Raw genomic sequence first — 22,203 nt, 5'->3', positions numbered from 1 at the left:
CTACACTGGCCTAATGCTTGAACAGATCCGCGGCCCCGCTGATCTGCAGCACCTCTCCCAGTCGCAGTTGAGCGATCTGGCACAGGAAATCCGCGAATTTCTGATCCACAAGGTCGCTGCAACCGGTGGGCATCTCGGCCCGAACCTCGGTGTGGTGGAACTCACCCTCGCCCTGCATCGCGTGTTCGACTCGCCGCACGATCCGATCATCTTCGACACCGGCCATCAGTCCTACGTGCACAAGATGCTGACGGGCCGCAGCCATGACTTCGACTCACTGCGCAAGAAGGGCGGCCTGTCCGGCTACCCGTCGCGCGGCGAGAGCGAGCACGATTGGGTGGAGTCCAGCCACGCCAGCGCGTCGCTCTCCTACGCCGACGGCCTGGCCAAGGCCTTCGAGCTGTCCGGGCACCGCAACCGGCACGTGGTCGCCGTGGTCGGCGACGGTGCGCTGACCGGCGGCATGTGCTGGGAAGCGCTGAACAACATCGCCGCGGCCAGGCGGCCCGTCGTGATCGTCGTCAACGACAACGGCCGCAGCTACGCGCCGACCATCGGCGGTTTCGCCGAGCACCTGGCCGGGCTACGGCTGCAACCCGGTTATGAGAAGGTGCTCGACGAGGGCAAGCGCGCGCTGCGCGGGGTACCGCTCGTCGGTGAGCTCTGCTACCAGTGTCTGCACAGCGTGAAGGCGGGCATCAAGGACGCGCTGTCGCCGCAGGTGATGTTCACCGACCTTGGCCTGAAGTACGTCGGCCCCATCGACGGCCACGACGAGCATGCCGTCGAGACCGCGCTGCGCCAGGCACGCAACTTCAAGGCGCCGGTGATCGTGCACGTGGTCACCCGCAAGGGCATGGGCTATCCGCCCGCGGAAAACGACGAAGCCGACCAGATGCACTCCTGTGGCGTGATCGACCCGGAGACCGGGCTGGCCACCTCGGTGCCCGGGCCCGGGTGGACGTCGGCGTTCTCCGATGCGCTGATCGGCTACGCAAGTCGGCGACGTGACGTGGTGGCGATCACCGCCGCGATGCCGGGGCCGACCGGCCTGACGTCGTTCCGGCAGCGGTTCCCGGACCGGTTCTTCGACGTCGGCATCGCCGAGCAGCACGCGATGACGTCGGCCGCGGGTCTGGCGATGGGCGGTATGCACCCGGTGGTGGCCATCTATTCGACGTTCCTGAACCGGGCCTTCGACCAGGTGATGATGGACGTCGCGCTGCACAGGCTGCCGGTCACCATGGTGCTGGACCGCTCCGGGGTCACCGGACCCGACGGCGCCAGCCACAACGGCATGTGGGACCTGTCGATGCTGGGTATCGTGCCTGGCATGCGGGTCGCCGCGCCACGTGACGGCGCCCGGCTGCGCGAGGAACTCGGCGAGGCGCTGGACGTCGACGACGGCCCCACCGCCATCCGGTTCCCGAAAGGCGATGTCGGCGAAGACATTCCGGCGCTCGAGCGGCGCGATGGCATCGACGTGTTGGCGCTGCCCGCGGACGGAATGTCGGACGACGTGCTGCTGGTCGCGGTCGGCCCGTTCGCGGCAATGGCGTTGGCGGTCGCGGAGCGACTGCGCAACCAGGGCATCGGCGTGACGGTCGTCGACCCGCGATGGATACTGCCGGTGCCGGAGGCGCTCGGCGAGTTGGCGCGCGCGCACAAGCTCGTGGTCACCGTCGAGGACAACGGCGTCGCAGGCGGCGTCGGCTCGGCGGTGTCAGGTGCGCTGCGACGCGCGGAGATCGACGTCCCGTGCCGCGACCTCGGCTTGCCGCAGCAGTTCTTCGACCAGGCGTCGCGCGGTGAGGTGCTGGCCGATGTCGGCCTGACCGACGCCAACATCGCCCGCCGGATCACCGGTTGGGTGGCGGCACTCGGAACCCGCGCCTCAGAGCCCGAACCTTCACTCCGCGAGCAGACGTAACCTCGCCCGAAAACGCGGCGTGTCGGGGACTTTTGCGTCTGCTCGTGACCAGACAGGAGCCTCGCGGATATGGATGCTGAGCTCGAACGCTGGAAAGCCGGTGGACAATACTTCGACTATCTGGGTTTCGACATCTTCTACCGGGTCGAAGGCAGTGGGCCTCACCTGGTGCTGATCCACGGCTATCCGTTCAACACGTGGGACTGGGCGCCGTTGTGGGACCGGCTGACCGCCCGCTTCACGGTCGTCGCGCCGGACATGCTCGGCATGGGATTCTCCGCCAAACCCGTCGCTTATGAGTACTCCGTGCACGACCACGCCGACATGCACGAGGCGCTGTTGGCGCATCTGGGTGTCGGTTCAGCACACATCCTGGCTCACGACCTCGGCGACTCCGTCGGCCAGGAACTTTTGGGCCGCCACCAGTTTCGCGAACAGGTTTACGGCGGGTTGCACATCGAGTCGATCACCTGGCTCAACGGCGGCCTGTTCAACGAGGCGTACACGCCCCGGTTGATGCAGAAGCTGATGTCACGAACTCCGTTGGGCGACATCATGAGTCCGCTGCAGGGCAGCCCGCTGTCGAGGCGGATCATCGAGCCGACGATCAACGAGATGTTCGGCCCGAACACCAAACCGACACGGCGGATGCTCGACCTTTTTCACGAAGTGCTGGAGTACAACGACGGAAAGCGTGTGCTGCACAAGGTCGGCCGGTTCGTCACCGACCGCTACGCGCACCGCAATCGGTGGGTGCGGGCGATGCGGGAGACGGCCGTCGCGATGCGGTTGATCGACGGACCCGTCGACCCGAACTCGGGCAGGCACATGGCGCAGCGCTATCTCGAGGTCATCCCCGATCCCGACGTCGTGATGCTCGACGACGCGATCGGGCACTGGCCGCAGATCGAGGCACCCGATGCGGTGCTAGAACACTTTCTTGCCCACATCGAGCGCGTCACCTCCTAGCGCGAACCGGGCCCACCTGCTCGGCGTCGGGCGCGGTCAGCGGCACCCTGCTGACGGTTTCGAGCGTGCCTGACGCGCTGGGCTGCTCGAAGACGACCTCGACGTCGCGGCCGGAGATCTGCAGCAGCGCGATGGTGTTGCCGAACAGCGGACCGCAGACATCGGTCCACGTGACCGGCAGCGACGACGCTCCTCGACGACGTGCCCACCGCCGCATCACCGGCGCAAGTCGGTGTGACCACCCGATTTTGAACGCCGGTTTGACGTATGGCGGCACCTTGTTGTGCACCGGCGAGCAGACGACCTGATGCACTGTCGCGCCGGGCGCCGCAGCCAACTGCGCGCGGGCGACGTAACTGTGGTGCACGTCGCCGGAGAGCACGGTGACGGTCGCCGGTCCGCCGGGATACGTTGTCACCCGCGCGATCATCTGTGTCAGCCGCACAAACGACTTGAAGAACGCCGCCCAGTGCTCGAAATCGGCTGCCTGCCGGATTGATTCGGCCAACTTGCCGCGCCAGCCGCCCCGGTCGGCGGCGATCTCGTTCACCGTCTCCAAGTCGGACAGCACCGGCGGCAGAAGCCACGGCACCGACGATGCGAGGATCAGATGGTCCAGTTCGTCGAGCCCGTCGGCGGCCTGCGCCTCGAGCCAGCCGAACTCCCGCTCGCCGATCATCATGCGCTCGCCGGAGTCCAGGATCCGCCCGTTGCGGCTGTCCATCATGAGGAACCGGCTGCGACCGAGGTCCCATCGATAGCTGAACCGGACGCCCTTGTTCGCATCGACCTCGGCGTCCGCGCGGTCGGCCAGTTCGACCAGCGCCGGCCAGATGTCACCGTCGATGTCGCGCAGCCGCCGATAGTCCTCGTCGGCTGCGAGTTCGGCGGGGCTGAGGTTGCCGAGGTGCTGGTACACCCAGTACGACGCCAAGCCGGCGCGGATCCGGTCTCGCCACCAGGACTGCTTGTTCATCTCCGCCCGCCACACCGCCGATGTGTTCCAGTCGTCGCGGATGTCGTGATCGTCGAAGATCATCGCGGTGGGCACTGTCGACATGATCCAGCGGATCTCCGGGTCGCCCCACGAATGGCGGTACAGCTGTTCGTACTCGCCGAACGTGACGACCTCTTCGGGCGGGCGTTTCGCGTGTGTGCGCCGGCGGCCCGCGATGTGCCGACGGGCCTCGGGCGTGAGCTCGTCGGCGTACACCTGGTCCCCGAGCAGGATCAGCATGTCCGGCCACTCGTCCATCGGCTGGCCGGCCATCCGGTCGGCGTAGCAGTCGAGCGCGTCGTGGCCGAGTTCCTCGTCGATGTCGGCCATCCCGGTCTTCGGGTATCGGCAGGAGCCGAAGACGGCGCGCAACCGGTGCGCGGAGTCGCCGCCGCGCGTGCGGATCACGCTCGGCGGAAACTGCGAGTCAGGTAGCGGCCACACCTGCTCTCCGTCGATGCTGACCTGGTACGGGGTCGTGGAATTCTCGGCCAGGCCGGTCACCGGGACGAGGGCGTAGTGATGACCTTGGACCTCAAAAGTTCTTGCTGCGCAACCGAGCACCGTCACCGTCGCGGCGTGACCCGTCTGCACCCACACCTGCGCCGTCGTATCGTCGACGTGTCGGAGCACGGGACCGAGAAGCAGCGCCACCGCTTCAGATTAGGCACCTACGCCGCGGGCCGGGCCCGTTACGACTGCTCGCGTTCAGGATTGAGCGCCTTGGCAAGCACCGGGTCGGCGAGTTCACGTTGCCACGGCCTGGCCCCTGCGTCGCGCAGGAAGGCGTCGACCGCCGCGATGGTATCGGCGGCCGGTTGCCAGTCCCAGCACAACCGGCGGATGACCTCGGGGGAGACCAGGTTCTCCGGTGGCACCGAAACCCGTTCTGACAGTTCGTTGAGCGCGGCCCTGGCCGCCTCCAGCCGGGCAGCCGCCTCGGGTTTGCGCCGAGACCAGCGCGACGCGGGCGGCGGGCCGTTGGACGGCTCCTGCGCCTCGGGAGGCTCCGCGGTTCTGGCGCGGGCGAGCGCATCCAGCCACACCTGCGCGCTGCGGCGTTGCCGGGCGCCGCCGAACACCGGCAGTTCGGTCAGCTTCTCGATGGTGTCCGGGTTGACGGTCGCGGCGTTGATGATCGCCGAGTCAGGCAGGATCCGCCCTGGCGCGATGTCGCGGCGGCGGGCGATGTGATCGCGGGTCATCCACAACTCCCGAACGGCAGCCAGCGCCCGCGGATTGCGCACCTTGTGGATGCCCGACGTGCGCCGCCACCGGTCCCGCCGCGTCGGTGACGGTTCGAAGGTGCGCTCGAACTCGAATTCCTGTTCGGCCCAATCTGTTTTGCCTTGTTCGGCCAACACGGCGGCGACCGCGTCGCGCAGGTCGAGCAGCACCTCGACATCGAGCGCGGCGTAATTCAGCCAGTCATGCGGCAGCGGGCGCTTCGACCAGTCGGCCGCGCCGTGGCCCTTCATCAACTGCAGGCCCAGCAGCCGCTGCACCATCGTCGCCAGGTTCACCCGCTCGTAACCGGCCAACCTGCCCGCCAACTCGGTGTCGTACAGCTTCGGCGGCCGCAGGCCGACCTCGGCCAGACACGGCAAATCCTGATCGGCCGCGTGCAGCACCCACTCGTCGGTCGCCAGCACGGCCGCGACCGGGGCCAGCGTCTCGACCGGGTCCCCGCCGTGGTTCACCGGGTCGATCAGCACGGTGCCCGCACCGGCGCGGCGGATCTGCACCAGGTAGGCGCGGTTGGAATACTTAAAGCCCGATGCCCGCTCGGCGTCGACCGCGAAGGGGCCGCGGCCGGACGCCAAAAGATCTGCGGCTCTTGCGATTTCGTCGCGGCTGACCGACAGCGGCGGCACGCCGTCCCGTGGCGCGAGCAGCGGCGTGGCCTCAGCCTCCTGCTCCTGCGCCTCGGCGGCCTGTTCGGGGTCCGCCATCGTCAGGCGCGCGTGCGGGAGCTCAGATCGGTGACACCGGCCGGCGGCAGGCCCGCGGCGTGCTCGAGCACCGCGCAGAACGCCTGCACGTGGGGGCCCAGCTCCAGCGTCGTCGCGGTCCACGAGGCGCGCAGTTCGAGTTGGTGCGCGCGCGGCGGCCCGGAGATGTCGCCGAAGCGCACCGATGTGGTCGCGGTGACCGTGCCGCCCAGCGCGGTGAGGTGCTCGGCCCGCGATTCGAGCGCCTCGACCAACCAGCTCCACGCCACGTCGGGCAGCAGCGGGTCGAGGGCCTCGCTGGGATCGAGGTCGGCCTGGATGTAGGCGACTAGCCGCATGGTGCCGTCCCACGCGTCGGCGCCCTCGGGATCGTGCAACAGGATCAACCGGCCGAACGCGTCACCTTCGGACCGCTCGGGGACGATGGCCGTCTCTGGGTGTCTGACTTCGGCGCCCAACGCGTAGCTGAACGGCGCCAGCCGCTGCGGCGGGCGAATCGGGCCGAGCTCGATTTCCGGCCGCACGGTGGTGGCATTCATCGCCGCCACCGCTTCACGGAACTGAGCCGGTTCGGCGGTGGTCATGCCGTTTGACGCTAGACCATATTGGCTGGTCTGTGCGCAGGCGCGCCGATTTTGTGCCCGAGCTGACCATGGTCTGGGCTGTTGCTGTGCCGACGTGTGAAAGGCCGCTGAACAGGCATGGCAGCATTGAGGCCGATGACGAACCGCCGCACGCTGCCCGAGTCGCCCTATCTGGCCGCAGCCACCGGCCGCAAACCCGGCCGGGTGCCGGTGTGGTTCATGCGGCAGGCAGGCCGCTCGCTGCCCGAGTACCGTGCGCTGCGGGCCAAGAACACCATGATGCAGGCGTGCTTCGATCCCGAGTTGATCACCGAGATCACCATGCAGCCGATCCGTCGGCACGGAGTCGATGCAGCAATCCTTTTCTCCGATATCGTCGTGCCGCTGCGGGCCGCAGGGGTCAAGCTCGACATCGTGCCCGACGTCGGGCCGGTGATCGAACACCCGGTGCGCACCATCGCCGACGTGAAAGCGATCAGCGGGCTTGAGCCGCAACAGGTCGCGCCTGTCGCGCAGGCGGTGTCGCAGTTGCTGACCGAACTGGGCGACGTCCCGCTCATCGGGTTCGCAGGCGCGCCGTTCACGTTGGCCTCTTATCTGGTCGAAGGCGGTCCCAGCAAACACCACGAGCGCACCAAAGCGATGATGCTCGGCGACCCGGGAACCTGGCATGCGCTGATGACGGCGCTGACCGACATCACGATCGCGTTCCTGCAGACCCAGCTTGATGCGGGCGTGGACGCCATCCAGGTGTTCGATTCCTGGGCGGGCACGCTGTCGCTGGCCGATTACCGCAGCTACGTGTTGCCCCACAGCAGCAGGGTGTTCGCCACGCTCGCCGGCGCCGGGGCGCCGATGACGCACTTCGGGGTGGGCACCGCCGAGTTGCTCGGCGCCATGTCGCAGGCCGGCGCAACCGTGGTGGGAGTCGACTGGCGAACGTCGCTGACCGACGCCGCCGCCCGCGTCCGACCCGGCACCGCCCTGCAGGGCAACCTCGACCCCGTCGTGCTGCTCGCGGGGTTCGAGGTGGCCCAGACCGCGGTGCGCGCCGTCGTCGAGGACGGTCGGCGCGCCGTCGACGCCGGTGCCGCCGGGCACGTGTTCAACCTCGGCCACGGCGTACTGCCGGGCACGGACCCGTCGGTCATCACCGATGTCGTCGCGCTGGTGCATTCGCTATGACGACGTCGTATGCCGTTGTCGGAGGCGGGATTTCGGGTCTGGTCGCGGCCTATCGGCTGCGGGTCGCCTGGCCCACCGCGACCATCACCGTGTTCGACCCTGCCGATCGGCTGGGGGGCGTGCTGCGCACCGAACGGATCGGCGGCCAGCCGCTGGACGTCGGAGCCGAGGCGTTCATCGCGCGACGGCCCGAGGTGCCCGCGCTGCTGGCCGAACTCGGCCTGGCAAACCGGCAGATCGGCACCACCGGGGTCCGGCCGCTGATCTACAGCCAGCAAAGGATGCACCCGCTGCCTGCGGCCACCCTGCAGGGCATTCCGTCGCAGCCGCAGGCGCTGGCGGGGCTGGTCGACGACGCCACGATCAGCTGGATGCTCGACGAACCCAACCGGCCGTTTGTCTGGCAGCCAGGTGCCGACCCGTCGGTGGCCGACCTGGTCGGAGATCGATTCGGCGACCAGGTGGTGACCCGGTCGGTGGATCCACTGCTCGCCGGGGTCTACGCGGGGTCGGCGGCCACCATCGGCGTCCGGTCGGCGGTTCCGACGCTGGCCGCGGCCCTGGACCGGGGGGCCAGGAACCTGACCGAGGCCGTGCGCGACGCGCTTCCGCCTGCGTCGGCGGGGTCGGTGTTCGGTGCCGTCGACGGCGGATACGCCGTGCTGGTCGACGAGTTGGTCCGCCGGGCCGGCGTCCAGTGGGCTCAGGTGACCGTGGAGCGGGTCGACCGGGCGCCGGAGGGCTGGGTGTTGGTCGACGACGAGGGTCAGCGCTGGCCCGCCGACGCGGCGGTGCTGGCCGTGCCCGCGCCGCGGCTGCCGCGGCTGATCGAGGGGGTGGCCCCGCGAACGGCGGCCGCCGCGCGCCGCATCGAGGTGGCGTCCACCGCGCTGGTGGCGTTGGGTTTGCCCGGCGGAACCCCGCTACCGGAACAGTCCGGCGTGTTGGTGGCCGACCGGAATCCCCTGCAGGCCAAGGCGATTACGTTGTCGAGCCGCAAATGGGGGCGTCGAGGCAACGTCGAACTGGTCCGACTGTCGTACGGCCGCTTCGGCGACCAGTTGGCCAAGGGCGCTGGCGACGAGGACCTGCTGGCCTGGGCGTCGCGGGATCTGGCGACGGTGTTCGGGGTCAACGTCGAACCCATCGACTGCCATGTGCAGCGCTGGATCGACGCGATGCCCCAGTATGGGCCCGGCCACCAGCACGTGGTGGCCGAACTGCGGGCCGGTCTGCCGCCGACGCTTGCGGTCGCGGGCGGCTATCTGGACGGCATCGGGGTGCCCGCCTGCGTGGCCGCCGCCACACGGGCGGCCGCGTCGCTGGTCACCGCGCGCGTGGCACGATAGACCGTATGGCCAAGCTGGATTTCGACGAGCTGAACGCGACCATCCGCTACCTGATGTTCTCGGTGTTCGCGGCGCAACCGGGGGTCCTCGGTGACGACCGCGGGGGCGTAGTCGACGAGATGACGACCTTCCTCAAACAGCAGGAGGAGCGAGGCGTCGTGGTCCGCGGCCTGTACGACGTCGCGGGCATGCGCGCCGACGCCGATTTCATGCTCTGGACTCACGCCGAGACGGTGGAGGCGCTGCAGGCGACCTATTCGGACTTCCGCCGGACCACCGCGCTGGGCCGGGCCAGCACGGCGGTGTGGAGCAGCGTCGCGCTGCACCGGCCCGCCGAGTTCAACAAGAGCCACATTCCCGCGTTCCTGGCCGGCGAGGAGCCGGGCAACTACGTCTGCGTGTATCCATTCGTTCGGTCCTACGAGTGGTATCTGCTGCCCGACGAGGAGCGCCGCCGCATGCTGGCCGAGCACGGCATGGCCGCCAGGGGCTACAAGGACGTGCGGGCAAACACGGTGCCCGCCTTCGCGCTCGGCGACTACGAGTGGATCCTGGCGTTCGAGGCGCCCGAGCTGTACCGCATCGTGGACCTGATGCGCGATCTGCGGGCCACCGACGCCAGGCGACACACGCGCGAAGAGACCCCGTTCTTCACCGGTCCCCGTGTCGGGGTGGAAGAGTTGGTCAACAAACTCCCATAACTTCTCCGCCGGAAGGACTCCAGTTGTCTGAGGCCAAGACTGGACGAGACTTGCTGTTCGACGCGTTGCAGACCAAAGGAACGGCATTCACCCACGAGGAACGGCGCAAGTACGGCCTGCTGGGGCTGCTGCCGACCGCGGAGAAGACGCTGGAGCAACAGGTCCAGCACTCGTGGAACGAGTTCTCTACTCGCCGTGAGGGTCTCGACAAGCACATTTACCTGCGTGCGTTACAGGACCGCAACGAGACGTTGTTTTACCGCCTGCTGCGGGACAACATCGCCGAGACCATGCCTATCGTGTATACCCCGACCGTCGGTGAAGCGTGTCAGCGCTTCAGCGAAATCTATCGCCGGCCGCGGGGCCTCTTCGTGTCGTATCCGGATCGGGCCGAATTGCGTGAGGTGCTTCGCAATCGGCCGCATCGCGAAGTCGATGTGATCGTGGTGACCGATGGGCAACGCATCCTCGGCCTTGGCGACCAGGGGATCGGCGGAATGGGCATCCCGATCGGGAAGCTGTCGCTGTACACGCTGATCGGCGGAATCGACCCGGCGCGCACGCTTCCGATCGTGCTCGACGTGGGCACCGACAACGTCGAATTGCTGGAAGACCCACAGTATCTCGGGTGGCGGCACCGGCGGATCGGTGACGACGAGTACTACGCGTTCATCGACGAATTCGTCGAGGCGGTGCACGAGGAGCTACCCGATGTGCTACTGCAGTGGGAGGATTTCGCGACGGCGCACGCGCTTCCGATTCTGCAGCGCTACCGCGACAAGTTGCTGACGTTCAACGACGACATCCAAGGCACCGCGGCGGTGACGCTCGGCGCACTGCACGGCGCAGCGAAGGTGGCGGGCCGCCCGGTGTCGCAACAGCAGGTCGTGATGCTGGGAGCGGGTTCGGCGGGCATCGGTGTGCTCGACATGGTGAGGCGTGAGATGGTGGCCCAGGGTTTGTCGGAAGCCGATGCGGCCGAACGGATCTGGGTGGTCGACGTGGTCGGATTACTCACCGACGACCGCGCCGACCTGTCCCCGGAACAACGCAGGTTCGCGAAACCCGCGAACGTCGTGGCAGGCTGGGGTTTGTCCGGCCCAGCGCAACTGGCCGACGTGGTTCACCATGTCGACGTCGGCGTGCTACTCGGGTTATCCACGGCTGCAGGGGCTTTCACCGAAGACATCGTGCGTGAGCTCGCCGCGAAGACTCAGCGGCCAATCATCTTCCCGTTGTCGAACCCCACCAGCCGCGCCGAAGCGCATCCCGCGGAACTGGATGCGTGGACTGACGGGCGCGCGCTGATCGCCACCGGTTCGCCGTTCGCGCCGCTGCACCGCGACGGGGGGGAGCGGCCAATCGCCCAGTGCAACAACGTCTATATCTTCCCGGCGATGGGTCTTGCCGTCACCGCGGCGCAGGCCACCCGGGTGACCGACGAGATGATGCGTGTCGCCGCGGCCGCACTCGGCGACGAATCACCCGCGCTGGTGGATCCGCACCTGCCGCTGCTGCCCGCCTGGGCGGACGTCCCCGCGGTGGCAGTCCGTATCGCGCATGCAGTGGGACTGCAGGCGATCGCCGACGGAGTGGCGCCGCATCGCACCGCCGAACAACTCAACCAGCGTATCGCTGAGGTTCGGTGGATCCCGGAGTATCGCAGCTGAATTTGCTAACGGCGTTGTTGCACAGCGCCTTAGGGCTGCCTGAACGCTGTGAACGGTGCGCGTAGTCGATTCGCATCCCGCCGTCAGGGTGATTCCAGTTTTTCGGTGTTGACTGGATTTACAGGCGACGAGGGGAGCAGACGGCGATGAAGCTGAGATCGGTTCACCAATTGCGGTTGAGTGCCGCGGTGGTTGGTAGCGGCGCCCTGATCGTGCTGGGTGGTGCGGCGGTCATCTACAACCAGGGCGCTGAGGTCACCGCGGCCGGAAACTGGAGCGGCCCGACCACGTCGACACCGCCGTCGAAGCCGGCGATCACGAAGGCGGTGCCCGCCATCACTGGTCCTGCGCCCCTGTACGCGGGGGAGGGGCCGGACTCGAACCCCCAGGCGCCAATCCCGTAGCCCGGGCACGGGCCAACCGCCTCATCCGCGCCGACATCGGCTGGGACCGGACCCGCTGCGGCCACCAGAACCACGGGCCGAGCAACGCCGCAATCGACGGCGTCATGAAGGCGCGGATCACCAGTGTGTCGAACAGCAGGCCCAGGCCGATGGTGGTGCCGATCTGGGCGACGATCACCATCGCGCTCACCGCCATCGACATCATGGTGAAGGCGAAGACCAATCCCGCAGCGGTGACGACTGATCCGCTACCGCCCATGGCGCGGATGATGCCGGTGTTGATCCCGGCAGGAATCTCTTCCTTCATCCGCGCGACCAACAGCAGGTTGTAGTCCGCGCCGACGGCCAGCAGGATGATCACCGCCATCGCCATCACCATGAACTCCAGCTGAATGCCCAACAGGTGCTGCCAGAACAACACCGACAGCCCGAACGAGGCGCCCAGCGACAGCACCACCGTGCCGACGATGACGGCCGCGGCCACGACACCGCGCGTGATGAGCAGCATGATGATGAAGATCAGGGTCAGCGCGGCGACGCCGGCGATCATCAGGTCGTAGCGGTTGCCGTCCTCCATGTCCTTGAATGTCGATGCGGTACCGCCGATGTAGACCTGTGAGCCTTCCAGCGGGGTGCCCTTGATGGCCTCGAACGTGGCGTTCTTGATTGCGTCGATGCGCTTGATGCCGTCGGCCGACAGCGGATCTTCCTCATGGGAGATGATGAACCGGACGGCGTGGCCGTTGGGCGAGATGAAGTTGTCCATGCCGCGCTGAAAATCCTTGTTCTGGAAGATCTCTGGCGGCAAGTAGAACGTATCGTCGTTCAGCGAGTCGTTGAACGCGTCCCCCATCGCGGTCTGGTTCTCGTTCATCTCGTGCTGCTGATCCTGCATGCTGGACTGGCTGGACTGCATGCTCAGCATCATGTCGCGCGCGTTCTTCATGGTTTCGATCGTCGGCGGCATGGTCGCGATCATCTGCGGCATCAGAGCGTCGAGTTTGTTCAAGTCCGGCAGCAGACTCTGGAAGTCGTCGGTCATGGTGTCGACGCCGTCGAGTGCATCGAAGGTCGACCGCAGGGACCAGCAGACCGGGATGTTGAAGCAGTGCGGTTCCCAGTACAGATAGTTACGAATCGGGCGGAAGAAATCATCGAAATCGGATATGTGGTCCCGCAATTCGGCGACATCGACTGCCATCTGGTTGGACTTGCCCACCATGCTGTGTGTTGTCGCGCTCATCTGTTCCATCAGCACGATCATCCGGTCCATCGTGTCGACGGTCTTCTGCATGTCGTTGGCCTGCACCTTCATCAGGGCCATCACGTTGTGCATGTAGTCGCGGTTCATCTCCTGGAAGGTGCCGCTCATGCTCATCTGCGCCGGAATCGTGCTGAACTTGATCGGCTTGCCCTCGGGCCGCGTGATCGCCTGCACCCGGCCGATGCCCGGCACCTTCGTCACGGCTTTGGCGATCCGCTCGATCACCAGGAAGTCCGCCGAGTTGCGTAGGTCGTGATTGGTTTCGACCAGCAGCATTTCGGGGTTCATCCGGGACACCGGGAAGTGCCGTTCCGCCGCTGCGAAGCCCTGGTTGGCGGGCAGGTCGGCCGGCAGGTATTTGCGGTCGTTGTAGCTGGGTTCGTAGCCGGGAAGGGTCAGCAGGCCAATCAGCGCGAGGAAGACGGTCATCGTCAGGATCCAGCCCGGCCATCGGACGATGGCCGCCCCCAACCGACGCCAGAATCGGATTCGCATCGCGCGCTTGGGTTCCAGCAATCCGAACCGGCTCGCGACGGTGATCAGCGCGGGGCCCAGCGTCAACGCCGCGAACACACCGACGACCATGCCGACCGCGAGCGGGACACCCAGCGTCTGGAAGTAGGGCAGTCGGGTGAACGACAGGCAGAACGTCGCGCCTGCGATCGTCATACCCGAACCGAGCACCACATGGGCGGTGCCGTGAAACATCGTGTAGAAGGCCAATTCTCGGTCTTCGCCGACCGTGCGCGCCTCCTGATATCGGCCGATCAGGAAGATCGCATAGTCGGTGGTGGCCGCGATCGCGAGGGTCACCAACAGCTGGGTGGCGAACGTCGACAGCCCTATCAGGTCGTGATAGCCGAGGAACGCCACCACGCCGCGGGTCGCCGACAACCCCAGCATCAGCATCAACAGCACCAGCACGACCGTGAAGATCGAGCGGTAAAAGAACAGCAGCATCGTGATGATGACGACGATCGTCACGATCTCGATGGTGCGGATGCTGCTGTTGCCCGCGCGCTCCTGATCGGCCTGCATCGCGGGGCCGCCGGTGACGAAGACCTTGACGCCAGGGGGTGGGGGCAGGCTCTCGACGAGCTTCTGCACTGCGGCGACCGACTCGTTGCCGAGCGCCTCGCCCATGTTGCCCGCCAGATACACCTGCACGTAGGCGGCCTTGCCGTCCTCGCTCTGGGCGCCTGCCCGCGTCAACGGGTCACCCCAGAAGTCCTGGATGTGCTGCACGTGCTTCTTGTCGGCCCGCAGCTTGGCGATCATCTCGTCGTAGAAGGCGTGCGAGTCAGGGCCGAGAGGCTTGTCGCCCTCGAGCACTATCATGGCCGAGCTGTCGGAGTCGAACTCCTCGAAGACCTTGCCGATCCGCATCATCGCGGCGACCGACGGTGCCTCTTTCGGAGACATCGACACCGACCGCATCTCGCCGACGGTTTCGAGCTGCGGCACGGTCACGTTCAGGAAAACGATCAGCGCGACCCAGCCGACGATGATCGGGACCGCCAACCGGCGGATCCACTTCGCTATGCCGTGTCGCGGTGGCTTGGCCGCGGCGGTTGCGGGGGCGATAGTCGGAGTGCTCAACACCGTCCTCGGGGTGGGTTGGTTTGCGCATAGTCAACCAGATCCGGCGGCATATCAGTTAGCTCCCTTTGGGACCGTTAGAGCCGGTCGGCGGCCGATTTGCACTTTGACCGGCGCGTTGAGTTAGTCGGCCTATCCTCGGCGGCATGACTGCTCCGACAGATCCGAACCGCTTCGACGAGATGTATCGCGACGAACGGACGTCGCACGGCCTACCCGCGGCCACGCCGTGGGACATCGGCGGGCCGCAGCCCGTCGTGCAGCAACTGGTGGCGCTCGGCGCGATCAAGGGTGAGGTGCTCGACCCCGGCACCGGACCCGGCCACCACGCGATTCACTACGCATCGAAGGGGCTGTCGGCCACCGGCATCGACGCATCGCCCGCGGCCATCGAGCGCGCCAGGCAGAACGCCGCCAAGGCGGGCGTCTCGGTCGACTTCCGGGTGGCCGATGCGACGAAGCTCGACGGTCTCGACGGTCGGTTCGACACCGTCGTCGACTGCGCCTTCTATCACGTGTTCAGCGACGCGCCCGAACTGCAGCGGTCCTATGCGCAGGCCTTGCACCGGGTCACCAAGCCCGGCGCGCGGCTGTTCATGTTCGAGTTCGGCGCGCACAACGTCAACGGCTTCAAAATGCCGCGGTCGCTGTCGGAGGACGACTTCCGCCAGGTGTTGCCGCCCGCGGGGTGGGAGATCACCTACCTGGGCCCGACGACCTATCAGGGCAACATCAGCCTGGAAACCTTCGAGATGATGGCGGCGCGCAACCCGGAGGCGGCCTCGCAGATAGCTCCGCTGGTGGAGCGCATCCGCGTCATCGAACCGTGGTTGACCGACGGGCGGATGCACATGCCGTTCTGGGAAGTGCACGCCACCCGCGTCGACTAGCCCGCGGGCCTGTCCAGCTGCCGCGCCCTAGCTGCCCAGCTGCCGCGAACGTTCCTTACCGCTCGAAAATTCGGCAGATTTTCGAGCGGTAAGGAACGTTCGGCCGAAAAACTAGCTGGCGGGTACCAGCCGCAGCGAGATCGAGTTGATGCAATAGCGCTGATCGGTGGGCGTCGGGTAGCCCTCGCCCTCGAAGACGTGACCGAGATGGCTGTGGCAGTTGGCGCACAGCACCTCGACGCGATGCATGCCCAGCGAGTCGTCGGCGCGCAGAATCACCGCGTCCGAGTTGGCCGGGTCGAAAAACGACGGCCAACCGCAGTGCGACTCGAACTTCTCGCTGCTGCGGAACAATTCGGCACCGCAGGCACGGCACTCGTAGACGCCTTCGGTCTTGGTGTCGGTGTATTCACCGGTGAAGGGCCGCTCGGTGCCGGCCTCGCGAAGGATGTGGAACTCCTCAGGCGTCAGCTTCTTGCGCCACTCGTCGTTGGTGAGCTGCAGTTTGGGGGCCGGTGTTGTCATGACTCCACGCTAGCTCGCTCTTCGTCGTCGATGTCGAACTCGCGCTCTGAGGTCATCTGTGAGTTGCGGAACTCGACCACGCTGAGCCGCGTCCACGCATAGGGCTCGCCGTCGTTGCCGACGGCCTCGCGCTCGATGCGGTCGACGCAGCACGCGGGCGATACCCACAACAGGGCTGAGAGCCATGTTCGCGACGAGACGGCTGTCGCCGTCGCGCTGTTCAATGCGACCAGCCACTCGGTCTGGGCCTCACCCGCTTCGGCGAACGCCGCACCCTCGCCCGCGTAGTAGCGACGCTCCAGCTCCCGATAAGCGCCCTGGAAATCGTCGTCGTCGAAGCGACCCTCGTAGCTGAACCGGCCATGTTCGTCGCCCTCGTGCACGACCAGATACGACGTCTCGAAGCCCGATCCGTTCGACCAGCGGGTCCAGCCGAGATGCAGACGCTTACCCCGGACCGCGAGGCTTCGGCCCTCGAACCGGTCGTACTGCTCCAAGATGCGCTCTTTCCTCGGCGTAGGCGAATGCCGCGTCTTCGTCGTCGATGTCGAATTGGCAGGAGAACGCCAATCGGCCGTTGTGGGCCTCGGTCACGAAGATCCGCGTCCAGCTGTACTCTTCACCGTCTTCGCCGACGGCCTCGCGTTCCTGTCTGGACACAAAGCACGTCGGCGATAGCGCGCATACGGCTGAGTTCCACGTCCGAACCGACGCCATCATCTCGTTCAGCTGAGCCAGACTGGCGCACACTTCGGCCACCGAACCATCTGTAAACGCCGAACCAGACCGATTCTCCAGCCACGCGTCCGGGGTTGCGAGTTCCCCGGTCAGCCGGTCGAACTCGCCTCGATTCAAGGCCACCATCCACTCGGTTCTGAAGGCACTCTCGTCGGCGAACGCCGCGCCTTCGCCGACGTAGTAGCGGCGGTCGAGTTCGCGGTAGGCGCCTTCGAAGTCGTCCTCGTCGAAGCGGCCGTCATAGACGAACCGCCCGTCATCCCCGACCTCGCGCACGTGCAGATACGCCGTCTCGTTTCCCGCGTCATCAGCCCACCGGCTCCACAGCAGGGTCAGGCGGTCGCCCCGCACCGCCAGTGTTTTGCGCTCGAACCGGTTGTACTGCGCCACAAGGTGTTCGGCGGCAGTGCGTAACGCGGTCAGGCCGGCGACAGGATCGCCGGTGAGTCGTCGTCGATCGTCGAAGACGAAATCGTCGGCGTAGCACGCGACGATGCCGTCGACGTCAGCGCGAGCGGTCGCCTCGCCGAGAGCATCCGACGCCCGACTGGCCCGGTTGACTACCGCAAGTCGACTCGAGGTCGCGCGCACTCTTTCCTCGGCGTAGGCGAATGCCGCCTCTTCGTCGTCGATGTCGAATGCGCAGGCTGCCGCGATCTGTCCGTCCCGTAGCTCACCGACTTGCAGCCGCGTCCATGCGAATCGCTCGCCGTCGTGCCCGACGGCTTCACGCTCGTCACGGGCGACGCCGATGGTCGTTGACACCCAATGGACAGCCGAGTGCCACGATCGTGTCCATGCCACCATTGTGAAAAGCTCGTCGGCGCTCGCGCGGAGTTCGGTCACCGAGCGGTCGGGAAAGGCCGAGCTTGACCGGTTCTCGACGTGGAAGTCGGCCGCGGTGAGGTCGCCGAACGCTCGGTCGAAATCACGTTGGTTCAGCGCTATCACGTATTCGGCAGATGTCGCGCCGGCCTCGGCGAATGCCGCGCCTTCGCCGGCGTAGTAGCGGCGTTCGAGTTCGCGGTAGGCGCTTTCGAAGTCGTCCTCGTCGAAGCGGCCGTCATAGCTGACGTGGCCGTCGGAGTCGACTTCGCGGACATGCAGATACGACGTCTGGTTGCCCGTGTCGTCGGACCAACGGCTCCAACTCAATTCGAGACATTCGCCGCGCACAGCCAGCACCCGAAACTCGAAGTCGCTGTATTGGTTCAGGACGCGCGAGACGGCCACGCGCATACCGGCGTGGTCTTCCACCGGGTCGCCGGCGATGCGACGCCGATCGTCGTAAACGAACTGATCGGCGTAGATGGCCATCAGCGCATCGATGTCGCGGTCCCGCATCGCCTGCCAGGCAAGGTCGTTGGTTCTGCTGGCTCGATTGGTCACCGACACCCGCGACCTCGACGCTCGGACACGCGCCTCGGCATAGGCGAACGCCGACGACTCGTCGGTGACCTCGAACTCGCACATCGATCCCATGCGGCCCTGGCTGACCTCGATCACTATCAGCCGCGTCCACGCGAATTTCTCAGCGTTTGGCCCGACGGCCTCCCGGTCGACCCGGGTGACGGCGCAGGCAGGCGACAGCCAGCAGATTGCCGACGCCCACATTCGGGCGGAGGTGACCATCTCATCGAGTTGTCCGAAGGCCGCCCGCAGGTCGGTCAGCGACCGGTCCGGAAAGCCGGACATAGTACGGTTTTCCACGCGCATGTCAGGTGTCAGCAGCTCACCGAACACTCGGTCGTAGTCGCCGGCGTTGATGTTCATCATGACTTCGGTTGAGGCGGCCGTTCCTGCCGCGAATTCTGCGCCTTCGCCTGCGGCATAGCGACTTTCGAGTTCACGGTAGGCGCCTTCGAAGTCGTCCTCGTCGAAGCGCCCCCAAAAGTCGACTTGCTCGGGGTTGTCGACCTCGAACACGTTCAATGTCGTCGATTCGTTACCGGCGTCATCGGACATGCGGATCCAGCGCAACTCGAGACGCTCGCCACGGACTGCCAACGTGCGCCACTTGATGTATGGGTAGTGGTCGCGAGCGCGCTCGGCAGCCGCGCGTAACCCTGCTATTCCCTCGATTGGATAACCGCCGAATCGCCCCCGGTCCTCATAGGCGAATTGGTCCGGGAAATCGGCGACGGCGCGGTCGATGTCACCGGTGCGATACGCCTGCCACACCGCATCGATTCTCTCGCTTGCCCGATTCCGCACCGCCAGCCGCGACGCGGCCACCGGTTCGACGCTCGCCGGCGCGGCCGGGTCGACGGGTCGGCTTACCCCCGTGGCGACTTCCTTGGCTGTGTACAGCCGGTCAGCTTCCGCGCGGGCAACGCGGCTGCCCTTGCCATCTCCGGCGGCCTCGAGCACGCGACCCAACGCAAGGCAGGCCTCGGCGTGGTCGAGCACCAGGTCAGTTCCCGCGGCGACGGCCACCGCATCACGCGCCATCACGGCGGCTTCGTCGTATCTGCGCTGGGCGGCGAGGATCTCGGCGCGCGCCGCACGCCAGGCGATCGCGGTCTTCAGGTTGCGGCCCGCGAGGTGCTCGCTTTCCGTGGCGTACCGGTCGGCTTCGTCGACCCGGCCCTGCGCCAGCACCGATCGAGCGAGCAACGCGGCGGCCTGGCCGGCGTCAGCGCCGACGCCGAGCGCGTCCAGACCTTCCAGGGCGGTCCGGAAGTGGGGCTCGGCGGCGACGAAGTCGCCCTGCATCGACTCGATGATGCCGGCGAACAGTTCCGTTTCCATCAACCCGTGCCGCAGGCCGAGGTCCGCGACCACCTGGCGGGCGTCGGCGAGCATCGTGCGCGCTTTGTCCGGCCGACCGCGCAACATCTCCAGCACCGCAAGGCACCGCAACGACGTCGCTTCCAGCGAGGGCGCGGCCGTCGTCATTCGTTGCATCCGGACCACGTCCAGGCACCGACCGCCCGCCTTCGGCACCGGGCTCGGCCCCCACAGTGCCGCGCTTGGCGCGGCACCCAACGCGGCTGTGATCTGTCGATGATCCGCACTTCGCCGCGCCGCGATAAGCGCTTCGAAGAGGTCGACCTCGCAATCGCCGATCCGGCCGAGACGTGCCCGTGCGCCGGCCCGGACGCGATGCGCCTTGGCCAGCCCCGCTGCATCGTTGCGGCGACCGAACTCGTCGATCGCGCTCTGCAGTCGTTCGTCCACCTCCAGCAACCGCTCGGGCTCGGTGTACACGAGAAACTGGCACCGGTAGCAGATTGCCCACGGCGCCAACGCATCTCCGGCAATCTGGTCGAGTTCGTCGACGAGCGGCGCTCCTGCCGCCACGTCACCGGCGGACAGGAAAGCCTCGCAGCCGATGAGTAGCAACTCGGCGTGTACCACCTCGTCGGCGGCCGCCAGTGCTGCACCCTTGGCGGCCTGGGTTCCGGCCGACACCAGTTCGTCACGGTCGAGGGCACGTCTGGACGAAATCGCGTACCGACGGGCGGCGCGCAACGCGAGCTCGCGGCAATGTGCCTGCGGCGATCCGAGTTCGACTCGATACGACTGTGCGGCCTCCAGATGCCGAGCGATCATCTCGTCGGCGTCGAACGCCGCGCTTGGCCCGCCCGCATCCACCCAGTCGGCAAGTCGCTCATGCAGATCCGCGCGGTCCGACTTCAGGAGGCGACGGTAGGCGACGTCCCGGATCAACACGTGGTGGAAGCGCCACACCGGCTCGTCACCGATGTACGACCCGCTCGGCTGCATCAGCTCGAGTAGGCGAAGCCGGTTGAGCGACAACATGACTGCACGCAATCCGCCGGCAAGCGCACCGACAGCGGCGGGGGAGAAGTCGCTGCCGACCACTGACGCGACTTCGAGGATGCGCCGATCGATGGCGTCGAGGCGTTCCAGCCGTGACGCGAGCAGCGCCTGGATCGTCGGCGGAATGGAGATGGCGTCGACATCGATGGTGAGCCGCCACCCGCGGGGCTGTTCGACGAGCACTCCGTCGTGGACGAGCATGCCGATCAGCTCGCGGACAAACAGCGGATTCCCACCGGTCGACGACGGCAGCCGGCCCAGCAGGTCGCTCGGTAGGGCGGTCGTTCCCAGCACCTTGACCGCCAGTTCCGCGGTATCCGCCGCGTCGAGGCCGTCGAGATGCACCGCTTCTGCCACCCACCGACTCGCGGTCACGAGATCGGGTCGCATCTCGCGAAGCTCGGGTCTGGCCAGGGCCAGCACCAGCACGGGCGCCTCCTGCACCCACTCGACGAGATGCTCGATGAAGTCCAGCAGTAGCGCATCGGCCCATTGGATGTCGTCGAAGACCACCAACACCGGCGCGTCAGCTGCCAACACCTCGATGAGCCGGCGCAGCGCCCAGAAATTCTCTTCGACCGAGCCCGCCACACCGGTGGCCAGACCGTTGAGGTCGTGCAGCAGCCGGTCACGCTCGGGAGTGTCTGCGGGAACGTCGCTTTCGAGATCACGGCCGCGCAGCATCTCGATCATCGGGGCGAGCGCGACCGTTCCTTCGACGTCACAGCGCGCCTCGACGACACGGGCGTCGCTTCGAGCCGCAATGAATTCAGCGGCCAATCGGCTTTTGCCGACGCCGGGATCGCCGACAACGGTGACCATTTGCGCCGCGCGTGAGGTGATGGTGTCGTCGAGAACGGGCACCAGGCGCCGCATCTCGTCTGACCGTCCGACGAACGGCACGGTGTCGGACTCCGAGCGGCGGCCGAGCCATCGGTACACCGCCACCGGCGCGGTGCGGCCCTTCACCGGTACCTCGCCGAGCGCTTCGTAGCCGTGCCGGCCGCGGGTCGCCCGCCATGTCTCCTCACCCACCACGACGTGGCCGCGCGGACATCCGGCCTCCAGTCGGGCGCCAACGTTCAGCGCGTCGCCGACCAGATCGGCGTCGCCGGCCCCGACGACGACCTCACCGGTGTTCACCGCGACGCGCAGCGCCAGGTCGACACCGTGGGTGGCGGCTACCCGCTCGGCAAGGTCGACGAAACGCTCCTGCAGGGCGACCGCGGCATCGACGGCGTGGGCGGCGTCGTCGGGTCCGATCTCGGGGACACCCCAGACCGCCATGAACCCGTCGCCGATGTACTTGGTGACACCGGCGCGGTGCCGCCGCGCGGTCGACCGCAGCAGGTCGTGGTAGCGACCGATGACTTCGCGGGCAGTTTCGGCGTCCACTTGCTCCTCGAAACTGGTCGACCCGGCGAGATCGGCGAACATCACGGTCACGGTCTTACGCACCGGACCCGCATCCGGAACATCCTGTGTCACCGCGCTTTCCAGGGGCGCTCCGCAGCCGCGGCAGAACCGGGCGGTCGCGCTGGCCTCCACGCCACATGTCTCGCACACGCGGGCCATTGATGCGCCGCACTCCTCGCAGAACCGGGCGTCCTCCTCATTGGCCGTACCGCATGCCACGCACCGGCGGCGCTGCTCGACCATG

At 67.0% G+C, this 22,203-nt stretch carries 14 protein-coding genes; 7 read left to right on the top strand and 7 right to left on the bottom strand.

Annotated features, from left to right (window positions below; all coding sequences use genetic code 11):
• The first annotated feature begins 13 nt into the window (after positions 1–13).
• Both dxs and A5724_RS07210 read left to right on the top strand, forming a co-directional pair.
• Positions 14–1,930, top strand: coding sequence for a 1-deoxy-D-xylulose-5-phosphate synthase (gene dxs, locus A5724_RS07215; protein ID WP_067798469.1), 1,917 nt, complete (start codon positions 14–16; stop codon positions 1,928–1,930).
• Between the two features lie 69 nt (positions 1,931–1,999).
• Positions 2,000–2,899 carry an alpha/beta fold hydrolase gene (locus tag A5724_RS07210; protein WP_067798465.1) on the top strand — a complete coding sequence of 300 codons (900 nt, stop codon included), beginning with the start codon at positions 2,000–2,002 and terminating at the stop codon, positions 2,897–2,899.
• On the opposite strand, the gene A5724_RS07205 is transcribed toward A5724_RS07210, so the two are convergent.
• From A5724_RS07205 to A5724_RS07195, 3 genes are read right to left on the bottom strand one after another with little or no spacing between them, the layout of a single operon-like run.
• Positions 2,889–4,550, bottom strand: coding sequence for an alkaline phosphatase D family protein (locus A5724_RS07205; protein WP_067798462.1), 1,662 nt, complete (start codon positions 4,548–4,550; stop codon positions 2,889–2,891). The two genes, A5724_RS07210 and A5724_RS07205, sit on opposite strands and share 11 nt — an antisense overlap.
• 38 nt (positions 4,551–4,588) lie before the next feature.
• Complete coding sequence (locus tag A5724_RS07200; RefSeq protein ID WP_067798459.1) at positions 4,589–5,848, bottom strand: ribonuclease D; 1,260 nt, start codon at positions 5,846–5,848, stop codon at positions 4,589–4,591.
• A 2-nt stretch (positions 5,849–5,850) separates the two neighbouring features.
• Complete coding sequence (locus A5724_RS07195; RefSeq protein ID WP_067798456.1) at positions 5,851–6,432, bottom strand: DUF3000 domain-containing protein; 582 nt, start codon at positions 6,430–6,432, stop codon at positions 5,851–5,853.
• 135 nt (positions 6,433–6,567) lie between these two features.
• Here A5724_RS07195 and hemE point away from each other — a divergent pair, with 135 nt between their 5' ends.
• From hemE to A5724_RS07175, 4 genes are read left to right on the top strand one after another with little or no spacing between them, the layout of a single operon-like run.
• The gene (hemE, locus tag A5724_RS07190) at positions 6,568–7,617 is read left to right on the top strand and encodes a uroporphyrinogen decarboxylase (protein ID WP_067798453.1); all 1,050 of its coding nucleotides are present in this window, start codon (positions 6,568–6,570) and stop codon (positions 7,615–7,617) included.
• Entirely contained in the window at positions 7,614–8,966 is a 1,353-nt protein-coding gene (locus tag A5724_RS07185; RefSeq protein WP_067798450.1) for a protoporphyrinogen oxidase, read from the top strand. The genes hemE and A5724_RS07185 overlap by 4 nt, the downstream gene beginning before the upstream one ends.
• A gap of 5 nt (positions 8,967–8,971) precedes the next feature.
• The gene (gene hemQ / locus A5724_RS07180; protein WP_067798447.1) at positions 8,972–9,667 is read left to right on the top strand and encodes a hydrogen peroxide-dependent heme synthase; all 696 of its coding nucleotides are present in this window, start codon (positions 8,972–8,974) and stop codon (positions 9,665–9,667) included.
• 23 nt (positions 9,668–9,690) lie between these two features.
• The gene (locus A5724_RS07175; RefSeq protein ID WP_067798444.1) at positions 9,691–11,337 is read left to right on the top strand and encodes an NAD-dependent malic enzyme; all 1,647 of its coding nucleotides are present in this window, start codon (positions 9,691–9,693) and stop codon (positions 11,335–11,337) included.
• A gap of 336 nt (positions 11,338–11,673) precedes the next feature.
• On the opposite strand, the gene A5724_RS07170 is transcribed toward A5724_RS07175, so the two are convergent.
• The gene (locus tag A5724_RS07170; RefSeq protein ID WP_082964917.1) at positions 11,674–14,604 is read right to left on the bottom strand and encodes an RND family transporter; all 2,931 of its coding nucleotides are present in this window, start codon (positions 14,602–14,604) and stop codon (positions 11,674–11,676) included.
• Positions 14,605–14,750: 146 nt separating this feature from the next.
• Here A5724_RS07170 and A5724_RS07165 point away from each other — a divergent pair, with 146 nt between their 5' ends.
• Positions 14,751–15,494 carry a class I SAM-dependent methyltransferase gene (locus tag A5724_RS07165; protein ID WP_067798441.1) on the top strand — a complete coding sequence of 248 codons (744 nt, stop codon included), beginning with the start codon at positions 14,751–14,753 and terminating at the stop codon, positions 15,492–15,494.
• A 111-nt stretch (positions 15,495–15,605) separates the two neighbouring features.
• On the opposite strand, the gene msrB is transcribed toward A5724_RS07165, so the two are convergent.
• Genes msrB through A5724_RS07150 form a run of 3 tightly spaced genes read right to left on the bottom strand, consistent with a single transcriptional unit; the run spans position 15,606 to position 22,202 of the window.
• Positions 15,606–16,019: a peptide-methionine (R)-S-oxide reductase MsrB gene (msrB, locus tag A5724_RS07160; protein WP_067798438.1), complete on the bottom strand. Its 414-nt coding sequence runs from the start codon at positions 16,017–16,019 to the stop codon at positions 15,606–15,608.
• Positions 16,016–16,516, bottom strand: coding sequence for a hypothetical protein (locus A5724_RS34430; RefSeq protein WP_067798435.1), 501 nt, complete (start codon positions 16,514–16,516; stop codon positions 16,016–16,018). The genes msrB and A5724_RS34430 overlap by 4 nt, the downstream gene beginning before the upstream one ends.
• Entirely contained in the window at positions 16,467–22,202 is a 5,736-nt protein-coding gene (locus A5724_RS07150) for an AAA family ATPase (protein WP_232004737.1), read from the bottom strand. The genes A5724_RS34430 and A5724_RS07150 overlap by 50 nt, the downstream gene beginning before the upstream one ends.
• Between the last annotated feature and the right edge of the window lies 1 nt (position 22,203).

The sequence above is a fragment of the Mycobacterium sp. ACS1612 genome, assembly GCF_001667505.1.
Taxonomy (GTDB): Bacteria; Actinomycetota; Actinomycetes; order Mycobacteriales; family Mycobacteriaceae; genus Mycobacterium.
This window is presented reverse-complemented; position numbering and strand designations above follow the sequence as displayed.

Bases quoted from the DNA above. Each gene is read 5' to 3' on its own strand.
- dxs (WP_067798469.1), top strand. From the start codon at position 14: ATGCTTGAACAGATCCGCGGCCCCGCTGATCTGCAGCACCTCTCCCAG.
- A5724_RS07210 (WP_067798465.1), top strand. From the start codon at position 2,000: ATGGATGCTGAGCTCGAACGCTGGAAAGCCGGTGGACAATACTTCGAC.
- A5724_RS07200 (WP_067798459.1), bottom strand. From the start codon at position 5,848: ATGGCGGACCCCGAACAGGCCGCCGAGGCGCAGGAGCAGGAGGCTGAG.
- A5724_RS07195 (WP_067798456.1), bottom strand. From the start codon at position 6,432: ATGACCACCGCCGAACCGGCTCAGTTCCGTGAAGCGGTGGCGGCGATG.
- hemE (WP_067798453.1), top strand. From the start codon at position 6,568: ATGACGAACCGCCGCACGCTGCCCGAGTCGCCCTATCTGGCCGCAGCC.
- A5724_RS07185 (WP_067798450.1), top strand. From the start codon at position 7,614: ATGACGACGTCGTATGCCGTTGTCGGAGGCGGGATTTCGGGTCTGGTC.
- hemQ (WP_067798447.1), top strand. From the start codon at position 8,972: ATGGCCAAGCTGGATTTCGACGAGCTGAACGCGACCATCCGCTACCTG.
- A5724_RS07165 (WP_067798441.1), top strand. From the start codon at position 14,751: ATGACTGCTCCGACAGATCCGAACCGCTTCGACGAGATGTATCGCGAC.
- msrB (WP_067798438.1), bottom strand. From the start codon at position 16,019: ATGACAACACCGGCCCCCAAACTGCAGCTCACCAACGACGAGTGGCGC.
- A5724_RS07150 (WP_232004737.1), bottom strand. From the start codon at position 22,202: ATGGTCGAGCAGCGCCGCCGGTGCGTGGCATGCGGTACGGCCAATGAG.